Origin of the sequence: Paenibacillus chondroitinus NBRC 15376 (assembly GCF_004000765.1) — a bacterium.
Classification (GTDB): Bacteria; Bacillota; Bacilli; order Paenibacillales; family NBRC-103111; genus Paenibacillus_E; species Paenibacillus_E chondroitinus.
In genome coordinates, this window is the sequence record NZ_BILW01000001.1 from 498,776 (window position 1) to 512,665 (window position 13,890).

General features: G+C 48.3%; 14 protein-coding genes. 13 read left to right on the plus strand and 1 reads right to left on the minus strand.

Going from position 1 to position 13,890, the window contains the following annotated elements:
- Window positions 1-4: 4 nt before the first annotated feature.
- Entirely contained in the window at window positions 5-913 is a 909-nt protein-coding gene (locus PCH02S_RS01890) for a DMT family transporter (RefSeq protein ID WP_127449480.1), read from the plus strand.
- Between the two features lie 82 nt (window positions 914-995).
- Here the strand turns inward: PCH02S_RS01890 and PCH02S_RS01895 are convergent, their stop codons facing one another.
- Complete coding sequence (locus PCH02S_RS01895) at window positions 996-1,364, minus strand: hypothetical protein (RefSeq protein WP_127449482.1); 369 nt, start codon at window positions 1,362-1,364, stop codon at window positions 996-998.
- Window positions 1,365-1,605: 241 nt separating this feature from the next.
- Between PCH02S_RS01895 and PCH02S_RS01900 the strand changes: the two genes are divergently transcribed.
- From PCH02S_RS01900 to PCH02S_RS01955, 12 genes are all read left to right on the plus strand, one after another.
- The gene (locus PCH02S_RS01900; protein ID WP_127449484.1) at window positions 1,606-2,250 is read left to right on the plus strand and encodes a chromate transporter; all 645 of its coding nucleotides are present in this window, start codon (window positions 1,606-1,608) and stop codon (window positions 2,248-2,250) included.
- A 16-nt stretch (window positions 2,251-2,266) separates the two neighbouring features.
- On the plus strand, window positions 2,267-2,809 hold the full coding sequence (locus PCH02S_RS01905) for a chromate transporter (RefSeq protein ID WP_127449486.1): 543 nt from the start codon (window positions 2,267-2,269) through the stop codon (window positions 2,807-2,809).
- A 212-nt stretch (window positions 2,810-3,021) separates the two neighbouring features.
- Entirely contained in the window at window positions 3,022-3,660 is a 639-nt protein-coding gene (locus PCH02S_RS01910; protein ID WP_268597084.1) for a helix-turn-helix transcriptional regulator, read from the plus strand.
- A 28-nt stretch (window positions 3,661-3,688) separates the two neighbouring features.
- Entirely contained in the window at window positions 3,689-4,480 is a 792-nt protein-coding gene (locus PCH02S_RS01915) for a pyruvate, water dikinase regulatory protein (RefSeq protein WP_127449765.1), read from the plus strand.
- A gap of 41 nt (window positions 4,481-4,521) precedes the next feature.
- Window positions 4,522-5,484: a class II fructose-bisphosphatase gene (gene glpX, locus PCH02S_RS01920; RefSeq protein ID WP_127449490.1), complete on the plus strand. Its 963-nt coding sequence runs from the start codon at window positions 4,522-4,524 to the stop codon at window positions 5,482-5,484.
- Between the two features lie 135 nt (window positions 5,485-5,619).
- Window positions 5,620-6,297, plus strand: a complete 678-nt coding sequence (locus PCH02S_RS01925) for a hypothetical protein (RefSeq protein ID WP_127449492.1) — start codon at window positions 5,620-5,622, stop codon at window positions 6,295-6,297.
- 542 nt (window positions 6,298-6,839) lie between these two features.
- On the plus strand, window positions 6,840-7,922 hold the full coding sequence (locus PCH02S_RS01930; RefSeq protein ID WP_127449494.1) for a Gfo/Idh/MocA family protein: 1,083 nt from the start codon (window positions 6,840-6,842) through the stop codon (window positions 7,920-7,922).
- A 37-nt stretch (window positions 7,923-7,959) separates the two neighbouring features.
- Complete coding sequence (locus PCH02S_RS01935) at window positions 7,960-9,045, plus strand: Gfo/Idh/MocA family protein (RefSeq protein ID WP_127449496.1); 1,086 nt, start codon at window positions 7,960-7,962, stop codon at window positions 9,043-9,045.
- 114 nt (window positions 9,046-9,159) lie between these two features.
- Window positions 9,160-9,942, plus strand: coding sequence for an SDR family NAD(P)-dependent oxidoreductase (locus PCH02S_RS01940; protein WP_127449498.1), 783 nt, complete (start codon window positions 9,160-9,162; stop codon window positions 9,940-9,942).
- Window positions 9,943-9,978: 36 nt separating this feature from the next.
- Entirely contained in the window at window positions 9,979-10,896 is a 918-nt protein-coding gene (locus PCH02S_RS01945; protein WP_127449500.1) for an LLM class flavin-dependent oxidoreductase, read from the plus strand.
- A gap of 481 nt (window positions 10,897-11,377) precedes the next feature.
- Entirely contained in the window at window positions 11,378-12,724 is a 1,347-nt protein-coding gene (locus PCH02S_RS01950; protein WP_127449502.1) for an ABC transporter substrate-binding protein, read from the plus strand.
- A 134-nt stretch (window positions 12,725-12,858) separates the two neighbouring features.
- Window positions 12,859-13,878, plus strand: coding sequence for a LacI family DNA-binding transcriptional regulator (locus PCH02S_RS01955; protein WP_127449504.1), 1,020 nt, complete (start codon window positions 12,859-12,861; stop codon window positions 13,876-13,878).
- The last annotated feature ends 12 nt before the right edge of the window (window positions 13,879-13,890 follow it).

Sequence of the window (13,890 nt, forward strand, 5' to 3'; positions counted from 1 at the left end):
CCGCATGATACGACAATCCCCCTACATACTTTTAGTGCTCGCCACTTGCATATGGGGAGGCAATTTTGTGGCCGGTAAAGCGCTCGTCGAGCATATCCCGCCCATAACGTTAGCTGCTTTGCGCTGGGGCATTGCTTTTCTACTGCTTCTACCGTTCTATGGCAAGCAAACTTGGCGACTTAGGACGGAATTTCTAAGGAATTGGAAAATGCTCTTGTTCTTGTCTGCAACGGGTGTTGCCGGATTTAACACATTGACTTATGTCGCGGTTCAATATACGGGTTCCATTAACGCTTCACTTATGAACTCTGCGACACCGATTATTGTCGTGCTCCTGACATGGTTGGTTATGCGAGAAAAATTAGCGTGGTCGGCGTTGCCGGGCATTCTTATTTCAATGGCTGGCGTGAGTTGGATCATTAGCCGTGGGAGTCTGTCAGCGCTGCTTCACCTGTCTTTTAATAAAGGCGATTTGCTGATGCTAACAGCAGTTCTGTGTTGGGCCTTATATTCCGTTGGTATGAAAAAGGTAGCTGGGAGATTTCCCTCCAGCCCCTTGCTGCTGGCGCAGGTTGTCGTCGCTTTGATCTTGCTAATTCCGCTTTCAATAACGGAAGCGGCTGTGAAATCCCCGCAGATTGCTTGGAATTCAGCGCTTATCTCAGGACTCATTTATATCGGATTATTCGCATCAATCATAGCTTTCCTAAGCTGGAATCGAGCCATCGAAATCCTGGGGCCCCAGCGCTGCGCGGGTTTTCTGAACTTTATCCCGATGTTCAGCGCAATCTTTGCAACGGCTTTTACCGGCGAATCATTGAGAGTGTATCATCTCTTGGGAGCGATACTTATCGTGACCGGGGTTTATATCACGAATTATGCGATGAAAAAGCGGCAGACAAATGCTGCATAAAAAAGAGCTCGCCGATGTTGATGTCGGCAAGCTCTTTTTTTATTGGTGCAAATGATCCCTATGGATTGAGGGAACTCTTTGTCTACTCATCTAATTCCTCCAGATGCCCATGGTTCCGCCGAATGATTTCAGCGGCACCTGAATAATCGGCATACGCGACTTTGGCTGTGAGCACATAATGGAGTGCAGTGGCGTCCCGGTCGCTCGCATAATCGGAAGAGCTGAGAGCCGCAGTCGGTAGCGCACCAGCCATCGCAAAACTGTTGTTCATGTTTGCTTCGTTTACCAAACCACCACCATCCAAGATGGGAAGCAGCAGTCGTCCGCTGCCGTTATATCCACCTTCCAGTGATCCAACCTCGAGCATTTCCGGATTGTATTTCATCAGCAGTACTTTTGCATCCTCCGCTTGATTTTCCGTGTGAAAATACGCTTGAATGATTCGGCTCATGATTCATCCTTCCTTTCAATTGGATTAGGTGTTCTTATGTTAGGCTTACCCCAAAGATTCCGAAACCTGACCTTTATACCAAAATAAATTAAACTTACATTTTTAATCGGGATGATCGGGATTGAAATAAACGTCCGTCCTGCATTATAAGGGGGATTTAGAGAGCGGATTAGTAAAAATGATTGGACATTCTACTCTCTTTAGTTCAAAATAGAATTAAGTGCAGGGGAGGTCAACCAACATGCCAACAAACAACTTTCGTAAATTAATAAGCATCTTCTGGACATTTCTGCGGATCAGCCCACTTACATTTGGCGGCGGTTATGCTATGCTGCCTGCTATACACCGAGAAGTGGTTGAGACGAACGGGTGGATGTCAGATGATGAGATGACAGAACTTCTTGCCATTTCCGGAGCAGCTCCGGGCGGCGTAGGCGTGAATGTTTCGGCCTTAGTCGGTTATCATTTGGCAGGCATTCGAGGAGCCGTAGCAGCCGTCATCGGCATTACGCTTCCTACGTTTATCATTGTAATGCTCCTTAGTATGGTTTACGCAATTCTCCAAAGTTATCCGAAAATGCAAGCTATCATGGAAGGGATTCATGCTGCAATTGTCGGACTGATCGCAGCAGCTGCCTACAAAATGGCGAAGTCATCGATTATCGATAAAATGACGCTTTTTACAGCCATAGCGACCGTACTCGTCCTGCTTTTCATCCCGATATCACCGATCTTAGTGATTGGCTCCGGTTTTGTGGTCGGAATTGCTGTCGTTTTCTTGAAACAAAAATGGGGAATGAAAGATCCATTTGCAAGCAAAGAAACGAAATCGCAAGCGCCAATGACCAACCGGGCCGCAGATTATTTCATTGCTGACGGTATATGAGGGAAGGTGAAAAAGCGTGTTATTCAGTTTATTTCTTACTTTTTTTAAGATTGGATTTATCTCCTTCGGCGGCGGATACGCGATGATGCCGGTCATCCAGCACGAGGTGAGCAAGAACAATTGGCTTTCAGATGAAGCTTTTAACCAAGTGGTGTCATTGGCGGGGTCTGGCCCAGGACCGATTGCGACGAATTGTGCCACACTAATTGGATTTCAAACGGCTGGCGTGATGGGCGCTATTGCGGCGACGCTAGGCATGGTGCTTCCATCTCTTTTATTAATTATATTATTAGCGGCTTTCTTATATAAATGGCATCATAATAAGTGGTTTAAATCTTCTTTCTATGGCTTGAAACCTGTCGTCACCGGTTTAATTATTTTTGCGGCGATACACTTCGGCATGGCAGGCTGGGGGGAAGCGAAACTGCCGGTTACCTGGCAGCAGATCGCTACGATTTTAATCTCCATCGGTGCATTCATGGGGATTGTCAAATATAAGCTCCATCCATTTATTATCATTGTAGGCGCGGGCATTATGGGCATCGTCTTTTTCCAATAGCTGCATAGAAAAGCTCTCTTTTATTCCTCCGGGAAGTAGAAAGGGGGCTTTTTTGCATCCTAATAAGTGAACGGAACGTGTCCAAAAATGATAAGAAATTATTTTATGTGCTATAAAACAATGTTATTTTCCTTTTTTATGCTATATAATATACAATATATAATAAATAGAACACACTATATAGGTGGTTTTGAATTGTTTAGGAGGGAAACATCATCGAGCTGACATCCCGCCAGTTGGAAATTATTGATCTTGTGGGCAAGCATGCCCCGATTACGGGTGAACGCATCGCTGAGCTTTTAGGCATTAGCCGCCCGACGATTCGTTCGGATCTGGCTGTTTTGGTGATGCTTGGGCATATTGATGCCAAACCGAAAGTCGGCTATTTTCTTGGAAAAGCTGCGCTTGAAGTGAATTCACCATTTAAGCATATTGAGGCGATGAAGGTCAAAGAAGTCATGGGCATTCCCGTTGTGCTCAGGGAGACCGTTACGGTTAGTGATGCTGTCGTGACACTTTTTCTCGAAAATGTAGGAAGTTTAATGATTGTAAATCAACAGGGGGCTTTAGTAGGTATCGTTTCACGAAAGGATCTGCTTAAGGTGACATTAGGGCAATCTGCCGCTAACACAATGCCTGTTTCGCTCGTCATGACCAGGCATCCAAACATTGTTACGGTACACCCGGAAGACAGCGTGTTAGAAGCTGCTCGGAAAATGATTCATCATCAAGTCGACGGTTTGCCCGTCGTTAAGCCGGCAGCGCCTGATCAGGAATATGAAGAAGTAATTGGCCGAATTACGAAAACGACGATGACCAAACTGCTGCTTGAAGTAGCGCTGGGGATTTAAATCAGGAGGAGTGCAAGTGGGAGAAAAGATGCATACGATTTTCGTTTGTTCGGATTCTGTGGGGGAAACGGCGAATACCGTCGTACAAGCAACAATCCGCCAATTTAATGCAAGCCAAGTGCAGGTCAAACGCTTCGGATCCATCCGAACCGAAGATGAAGTGCGCTCCTTAGTGGAAGAAGCATCGAAAGTGAACGGTTTTATTGCCTACACCCTTGTTCTTCCTGAACTTAGGGAGATGATGCGGCAGGAAGCGATTCGACTCAGCGTCAATGCAATTGACATTATGGGACCTATGATGCAGGCATTCATTGATACGTTCAAAGATTCGCCGAAGCGCAAAGTAGGCTTGCTCTACCAGATGGATGAGCAGTATTACCAGCGGGTTGAAGCGGTTGAATTTACGGTAAATAGTGACGATGGCAAAGATCCCAGTGCGATGAGACACGCCCATATTGTCCTGCTCGGGCCTTCCCGCACCTCCAAAACGCCGCTTAGCATTTATTTGGCGCATAAAGGAAATAAGGTGGCCAATTACCCGCTTGTTCCCGAGGTAAAGCCGCCCGCCATTATACATGAATTAGATCCTAAGAAATTAATTGGTTTAACGATGAATCCTGATCACTTGGTGCGCATACGAACAGAACGCTTGAAAGCTGTAGGGCTTCCCTTTGGCGCCAAATATGCGACTGGGGAGCGGGTCAAAGAAGAGTTGGCTTTTGCGATGAAACTGTATCGTGATCTCGGCTGCCGCATCATCGATGTTAGTGAGAAGGCGATCGAAGAGACAGCGGGACTTATTTTAGCCGACATAACGTAAACGTACAAAACAATTCCAAAGTAGAAAGGGTGAATGGATGTATGCAAAGAGATTTGTCACTGGAAATTGTTCGAGTTACAGAATATGCTGCTTTAGCATCCGCTCGGTGGACTGGAAAAGGGAATAAACATAGTGCTGACGAAGCGGCAACATCTGCCATGCGTTCTATTTTTAGCTCCATTCCATTTCGGGGAACTGTTGTCATCGGGGAAGGTGAGATGGACGAAGCACCCATGCTCTATATTGGTGAGCCAGTGGGCAGCGGTGTCGGTCCTGAATATGATGTGGCTGTAGATCCGCTGGAAGGTACGGATATCGTAGCAAGCGGCAGAAACAATGCGCTTTCCGTTGTAGCCATTGCCGAGAAAGGGAATCTGCTGCATGCGCCAGATATGTATATGGAAAAGCTCGCCGTCGGTCCCCGACTGGCCGGTCATCTCCGGTTGGAGGATCCACTCGATGTGACCGTACGCAAAGCTGCGGAGCTGCTGCAAAAGGATGTAACGGAGCTAACCGTTTCGATTTTGGACCGCAAACGGCATGCCGACAAAATCTTAATTCTTCGTTCGCTAGGCGTTAAAATTCATTTGCTCAGCGATGGCGATGTGGCGGGAGCGATGGCGACCGCTTTTCCCGAAACGGGCATCGACCTGCACGTGGGTTCGGGAGGCGCACCGGAAGGCGTACTTGCCGCGGCCGCGCTGCGTTGTATGGGCGGCGAGTTCCAGGGGCGGCTTCTTCCGGAGGATGATGCGGAGGCCGCTCGCTGCTTGGCTATGGGGATCACGGATCCCTCCAAAGTGCTGAGCATGCGCGATCTCGTCGGAGAATCCGATATTTATTTTGCAGCGACAGGCGTTACGACCGGGGACTTCTTGAACGGTGTGAAGTATCAATTCGGCGGCCGCGCCGAGACTCACTCGGTCGTCATGAGAGCTGAAACGCAAACCGTGCGTTTCATTCATTGCGTCCATCAGACGCAGGTGTATCTTGGGAGCGCCTAAGGCGTAAGAAGGACCATGTATGTCAACTTTGGTTGAGATGCATGGTCTTTTTGTTGATCTTGGCATAAGTGATCATGGGCCAAGTCCGCAGTCGCATATACTTTAGCTGAGAATGATGCGAAAAGAGGGATAACCATGAGCATGAACAATATTGATTTCCTTGCCGTCGTCCGGAGCTGTATACCTCAAGAAGCTGAGATCGTGCAGCTGCAGCAGCAGGGGAATCCCGCGGCAATCTTGTATGCGGACGTTGATGGTGACGGATTTCCCGAAATCACGGCTATGTATAGATTCTTAGACAGCCAGTACCTGTTCTCGATCAAAGACTATTCCGGTAACTGGTTCCCTATTGCGTCAGCAGCCACGGGAGGAATTAGGGGAGTGACGGATTTTGCGGCAGCGCCTGTTTCACGCAGAGAAGGTTGGGATGTAATTATCGGCTGGCAGCAGGAGGGCGCGAGTTCAGGCTCTGAGCTGGACATCATCCAATGGACGTCAAGCGGTTTTCAGCGGATGATCCCGCCGGGGACGACGTACGATCATTTGGAGATTGAGGATATGCCGACCCGAGAGGGGAAAGACGGCCTATGTGAGCTCGCGCTTTGGGTGAAAGAGCAGAATAAAGTGTATCAGGTGCAGACGTACCGCTGGGATCCGTACCGGCTTGTTCCAACGCAGGACGTACATCCTTATTATTTCCAACGAGTCAGCCGCTACTATGAGGACTTAGTGCGCGATCATCCGGATGAGCCGGCTTACCGGAGTCTTCTGGAGGATGCGAAGAAGAAGGTGGGCGGTGAAGGTGGAGCGTAAGCAGCAGGATGGTGGAAATATCTGGATCGGGAGTAGAAGGCGATAGGCAAAAGTGTTCTTCTGTGATGGGGCTGCGACAACAGTAGAGATATCTACTGGGGCAGCTCTATTTGCGTTGTGTAGCGCAAGTGGGACTAAACAGGAAGTAAATAACACCGCCGCCACCAATAATAGCCAACTAGTTAAAGTGCCACGAATCCCACCAATAACACCTCGCCCGTCACCTCCCCCTATGCAGCTGCTGATTTGTTAGGGATCCAGCAGCCGTGATTCCACCAAATTGGGCTGAATTTGAGGGCTAACGGACTGAGGTGCCGTTATTTCACCCTCAAAATGACGGCTTCAATCCTGATTTGGAAGGGGAATCCATTTGATGAATGCCCATTCAACGGCATGAAGAAGACAAGCCATTTCTTCGCGTAAAAATAGGATGTCGCAATATCTTATCTTTTTTGTCCTAATGTTAGACTAAAAATCCTACTATTCCTATGCTACATTTATGTAGGATGTCTTAATATTACATGTAGCGATGAGGTAATGAGATGAGCAAAACATTGAAAATCGGCATTATTGGCGGCGGCGGTATTGCTGGCGCGCATGTAAGAGCCTACCGGGAGTTGGCTGATGTAGAGATTGTAGCGGTTGCAGATGCTGTTCCTGGCAAAGCGGCGCAATTTATTGATTTCTGGCAGCTTACATCGGCGCAAGCCTTTGATGATTACCGACAGCTGCTGGAATTAGACCTTGATGGAGTAAGCATTTGCACGCCTAATGTGGCTCATCACCGCACAACGGTAGATGCCTTGCTGGCAGGCAAAAACGTCATGTTGGAAAAGCCGATGTCCGTTACGTTGGATGAAGCGGTAGAAATGGCGCAAACGGCGAAAAAGACAGGCTACATGCTCAATGTTGGCTTCCAACCGAGGTATGATCCGAACATGAAAACCATTCAAGATGTGGTTCAGTCCGGTCAACTGGGCAAAGTGTACTACGTAGAGACTGGCGGCGGACGTCGTAGAGGGATGCCTGGCGGCACATTTATTTCCAAGGAAATCGCAGGTGCCGGTGCAATGGCCGATATCGGCTGCTACTCGCTCGATATGGCGCTTAATGCGATGGGATATCCGAAACCGCTTACCGTATCCGCTTACAGTTCTAACTATTTTGGTACAAACCCTTTGTATCATAAAGAAGCAGCGCGCTTCGATGTAGAAGACTTCGGTGTTGCGATGATCCGATTTGAAGGGGATCTCGTGCTGAATTTCAAAATCTCATGGGCGATGCACATGGACACGTTAGGGCCGACCCTGTTCCTTGGTACCGATGGCGGACTTAAAGTGACGCCTGCCGGTAAAGGCCCATGGAGCGGTGTGTTTGATGGATCTGTTGGATCTATCACGTACTTCCATGATGTTCTTGGACACCATACCGAAAGTCAAATCCCGATCATCGATCATAATAAAAATTTGTTTAACGAAAAAGTTCGCGATTTTGTTGAAGCGGTTCGCGACGGCAAGCCTGCACCGATTCCTGGTGAGCAAATCGTTCGCAATCAAGCGATTATTGATGGTATTATTCGCTCCTCGCTCCTGAAACGTGAAGTCACCATTGAACTTCCTAATTAATTCACAATAAAATTCAACCTACTTGGGAGGTAATCTTATGTCACGTATTTTCCGTATTGGTATCATTGGTTGTGGTGGAATTGCAAACGGTAAGCATTTGCCAAGTTTGAGCAAGCTGAAAAATGTTGAAATTGTCGCATTCTGTGATATCGTTAGCGAGCGCGCAGAGAAGGCGGCTGACAAATACGGCGCAGAAGGCGCTACCGTTTATGAAGATTACAAAGAATTACTAGCAGATGCTACGATTGATATCGTGCATGTACTTACTCCGAATGACTCGCATGCGGAAATTGCTATTGCAGCAATGGAAGCTGGCAAACATGTCATGTGTGAGAAACCGATGGCGAAAACGGCAGCAGATGCGAAACGTATGGCTGAAACAGCGAAACGTACAGGCAAAAAGCTGACAATTGGTTATAACAACCGTTTCCGTGCGGACAGCCAGCATTTGAAACGCGTTTGTGAGCAAGGTGAGCTCGGGGAAATTTACTTCGCTAAAGCGCATGCGATTCGTCGACGTGCAGTTCCGACATGGGGCGTATTCCTCGATGAAGAAAAACAAGGCGGAGGCCCGTTGATCGATATCGGAACGCACGCTTTGGACTTGACGCTTTGGATGATGGACAACTACAAACCGAAAGTTGTTCTCGGTACGTCCTACCACGAACTGTCTCAAAAAGAAAATGCCGCTAACGCATGGGGCCCGTGGGATCCGAGCAAGTTTACAGTGGAAGATTCCGCATTCGGGATGATCGTGATGGAAAACGGAGCGACCATTATGCTGGAATCCAGCTGGGCTCTGAACACGCTGGAAGTTGACGAGGCAAAGTGCTCGCTGAGCGGAACAGAAGGCGGCGCAGACATGAAAGGCGGACTTCGTATCAATGGCGAAAAACACAGCCGTTTGTATACAACGGAAGTTGATCTGAAAGCCGGCGGAGTTGCTTTTTATGATGGAGCCAAAGAAAGTGATGCGGATCTTGAAATGCGCACTTGGATCAAAGCGATTGAAACGGATGCAGAGCCTGTCGTGACTCCTGAGCAAGCCTATGTTGTATCGCAAATTTTGGAAGCTATTTATGAGTCAGCGCGCACTGGAAAAGCAGTTTACTTGAATAACTAAAAAGTAGAAGAGAGGGGCTCGCGCCTCTCTCTTTTTTTGCCAACATTTGAAAAAATGCTGCAAAAAGGAGTATGCTAGAACTACTCTGGTGTCTAGGAAAGGATGGATGTAAGGATGGATTTGGGGTTGAAGGGGAAAGTTGCCTTAATTACTGGCGGAAGCAAAGGGATTGGTTTGGCGACTGCCATCACGATGTCCCGCGAAGGCGCAAAGGTGGCTATTTGTGCGAGAAATGAGGAGCAGCTTCAAGAAGCTGCCAAACTTATTGCCGATTTGACGGAAAGCCGCGTACTAACGATTCAAGCGGATGTTATGTCAGAAGAAGATTGCAAACGCGCTGTCGAGCTAACGGTTGAAGCTTTTGGCGGCATTGATATTTTGGTTAATAATGCCGGGACTTCCGCGGCGAAACCTTTTGAACAGGTGGGAACGGAGGTTTGGCGGCAGGATTTGGAGCTGAAATTGTTTGGAGCGATTCATTGCTCCCGTTACGCGATTCCCTATATGAAGCAAGCCGGTGGCGGCTCCATTGTGAATCTGACGACATCTGCGGCCAAGACACCGCCGGCTTCCTCCCTGCCTACAAGTGTCAGCCGCGCAGCTGGACTGGCCTTGACTAACGCGATGAGCAAAGATCTTGCAGGGAACGGCATTCGCGTGAACACCGTTTGTATCGGGAAGATTCGCAGTGATCAGCTGGAAAAAGCTTGGAAGCGCGAGGCCCCTGAGCTCACTTGGGATGAGTATGCACGTGATGCAAGACACGCTATCCCACTAGGCCGCATCGGACAAGCAGAGGAAGCGGCGAACGTGATCGCTTTCTTATCCTCACAAGCAGCTTCGTACGTAACGGGGACTTCGGTGAATATTGATGGCGGCAAAGGCGAAGCTTTGTAGGCTCGCATCGGTTCTGGTTATGGAGGACACATCGGAATGAAGCTTAGTGTGTTAGATCTTGTTCCCGTCATAGCCCCGGCAGACGCCGGCGCAGCTTATGAGCAAGCTGTCATGCTCGCCAGGCAAGCCGAAAAATGGGGCTACTCGCGCTACTGGGTGGCTGAACACCATGACATGCCTGCGTTGGCTTGTACGGCGCCTGAGGTTTTCTTGGCGCATGTCGGCGCGAGGACGGAAAGAATTCGCATCGGTTCAGGCGCTTTGCTGCTGCCGCATTATACGCCGATGAAAGTGGCAGAAAGCTTTCATATGCTTGCTGCCCTCTACCCGGGCAGAATAGATCTTGGCATCGGGCGAGCGCCCGGCGGTTCTGCCAATGCCGCTATCGCGCTAAGCGGCAACTTCCTGGAAAACGTTCGGCAGCTGCCGGAAACGTTGAAGTCGTTAATGGCCTTGCTGGAAGGCAGATTTGAGTGCGAAGGGCAACCGGTAACGGCAAGGCCGGTGCCACCTACTGCGCCGGAAGTGTGGATGCTCGGCACCAACATCAAAAGCGCAGCATTAGCAGCTGAGCATGGAACTGGCTACGTATTCGGCCAATTTATGAGCGATAGCGATGCTGTTGAAGTTGTGCGTGGCTACCGGGAGAACTTTGTGCCATCCGCACAAGGGCAAGTCCCCCGCGTCATCATCGCGGTAGGTGTGGTCTGCGCCGATTCGGAGGAGGAGGCGCTGGGATTAGCAGCTGGTATGCCTTGGCTGCAAGGTGCGGAGTCCCAGCCCCAGCCCCAGCCCCAGCGCAGAATGCTCATTGGCACAGTTGCTAGTGTATATGAGCAGTTGGAGCGGATGGCACGCGACTGTGAGGTCGATGAATTTCTTTTGGTCACGCCGATTGCAAATTATGAACGGCGATTGCGATCTTATGAGTTAATAAGCTCAATCATTTCTTAATAGCAAAAAGGCTGCATCTCTTGTAGATCATCTACGAGAGAGCAGCCTTTATTAGTAGATAAGAAAGTATAAGTTTTATACTTTTGCTTCGCATCTACCTTGACAAACGCGTTCGAATTAAAAGGACGACGAAGTCGTTTATCCTTGCTTATTTGCGAACCCTATAAGTCATGTTACGCGCGGCGTTTTTTACGTAAATACCAGACTAACATGGAAATGGCGTCCCGGATTGAAGCGGTTTGGTAGTACCTGAGAGTCAATGTCATAAGCAAGAAACCTCCCTAACCCTGAAAGAATGTCATGCATGAACAGTACTACGTAAAAAGTAGCGCGTTGGTTTTATTTTTTTTTAATATTTTTTAAACACTGTTTTTTAAACAAATACCTCTACTTTCTGGATTAAACTTTCCCCATGAAAGTTGGATAATAAACATGTAAGCGTTATCCAAATTTGATCGGCTCACTTAGGGGAGGAATAGAGATGAAAAAAGTGTTCACTTTAGCTCTGTCGTTATCCATCATGTTTACTGCGGCAGCATGCTCGTCAGGTACGAATACGCCAGCAGCACCTGCGGCCAGCGCGGAACCATCCAAAGCAGCAGCGGCTACAACAGCACCTAGCAAAGATCCAGTTAAGCTTCGCGTTGCTTGGTGGGGTGGGCAAGCGCGTCACGATTACACGTTAAAAGTGATCGAGATGTATGAGAAACAGAACCCGAATGTCAAAATTGAAGCGGAATATGCGCCATTCGACGATTACTGGAAAAAGCTTGCTCCGCAAGCCTCAGCCAATCAGCTGCCGGATGTTATCCAGATGGATATCTCGTACTTGACACAATACGGCGGGAAAAATCAGCTGGCTGATATGACGCCTTACACGAAAAATGGTCTGATCGACGTTTCATCCATCTCTCCGAATAATATTTCCGGCGGTGAAGTAGGCGGTAAGTTAGTCGCGATGAACTTAGGCGTGAACGCGCTGGCGACGACAGTTGATGTGAATACGTTCAAGAGCTTAGGCATTCCAACACCAACCAAAGACTGGACTTGGGAGGATTATGATGCGGTTGCGGCAAAAGCGAAAGCTGGCGGCAAACAAATCGGCGGCTTTGCGCTTCACCATGAAGTCTTTTTCCCTTACTACCTGCGTACTGTCGATCAAAAAATGTATAACGCAGATGGGACGGCGCTTGGTTACACCGATGATAAACCGTTCATTGACTACTTCAAACGTTACCAAAAATGGTACGAAGCCGGCAATATCCTTTCCCTTGATAAAGAGTCACAGAAGAAAGGTGTAGCTGAGGAAGACGAAATTTTGCTGAACAACGCGGTAACCGGCAATGGTTGGTCCAATCAATTCTTGGCTGTGGCCAACTTGGTGAAAGACCGTCCGCTTGAATTGTTCCCGCTTCCTGGACGCAACGGCAATAAAGGCTTGTTCTTGAAACCAAGTATGTACTTCTCCATTGCGAACAGCTCCAAGCAAAAAGAAGAAGCAGCGAAGTTCATCTCCTTCTTCGTGAACGATATTGAAGCCAACAAATTGATTAAAGGCGACCGTGGTGTGCCAGTTTCTTCCAAAGTGAAAGATGCGCTCAAACCGCTGTTGTCCCCGAACGAAGTGAAAATCTTTGATTATGTAGCATGGGCTGAACAAAACAGCTCCCAAATGGATCCTCCGAACCCGGTTGGTTCCATCGAAGTCGAGAAATTGCTCAAAGCTGCCAGCGAGCAAATTTTGTACAAGAAAACGAGCATAGAGGATGCTGCTGTGAAATTCCGCAAGGATGCTAACGCGATTTTGGAAAAAAATAAAGCGAAGTAACTCTTCGTCAAAACGAGAGGCCGGAATTCCCTTGAAGTGAGGGAACCGGTCTTTTTTTTGCTTGACATGTTAAACGTTTCACATTAAGCTAATAGAGTATGTTAAACGTTTAACAAAACGGAGTTGAAACAGGGATGACCAAGCCCAAACAAGTCACCATTGTAGAAGTGGCCGAAGCAGCAGGTGTGTCGATTGCCACCGTCTCCAATGTGTTGAATCGAGGTGGTATTCGTTCATCGAAAGAGACCATTCGCAAAGTCGAATTGGCTGCTGAACAACTGGGGTATCGACGCAACACGATGGCAGCAGGTCTAAGCCGTAACAAAACTTATGAAATCGGTCTCATTATTCCAGCGATGGCCGGCTACTATGGACAGCTTGCCGAACATTTACAGATTGAAGCGCATCATGCGGGATACCACTTATCCGTTTTCTCTTCGGGAGGTTTTGACCCGGACATTGAACGCAGGCACTTGGAAGTTTTGCAGCAGCGAAGAGTTGACGGGTTAATTTGCCATGGTTTAGCCATGGGCTTTGAAACGACGCGCTCTATCGTCAACAGCGGAACACCTTTGGTGCTGATCAATGGATGGGGCTGGCCGGAGGACATCGCGACAGGAGCTGTGAATCTAGGATTTGCAGGAGCTTGCTTGCAGTCCGTCAAGGTGCTCGCCGATCATGGCTGCGAGGCGATCTGCTACTTAGGCAGCAAACGCTCGAAAGTCATCGATGAACAGCGTCTCATCGGTTTTAATGCAGGGATGGCGCAATTCGGTGGGGGTGTGTCCCAAGAAATCGTGGATACGATGGGCTTGGATATCGAGGCCTTTCTGCTTGATCTTATGCAGCGGCAAGCAAAGCCTGTTGGCATTGTCGCTTTTGACGATCATGTGGCATTGAGAGTGTTATCTGCGGCTAATAAGCTGCACATTGATATTCCGGGTCGGCTAAAATTAATTGGAATTAATAACGATTATATTGCGAAAGAAAGCTATCCTGGCATTTCAAGCTGGGACATTCCTTATATCGATCAAGCGCAAATGGCGATAAACAAGCTGATGCACAAGATTGGCAACAAAGCGGAGTCAGGCGAAGACCGCGAAATTGAGGTCCCGCTTACTTTTATAGAACGAGGAACAACCAAACTACAGTAAACGGAGTGAATC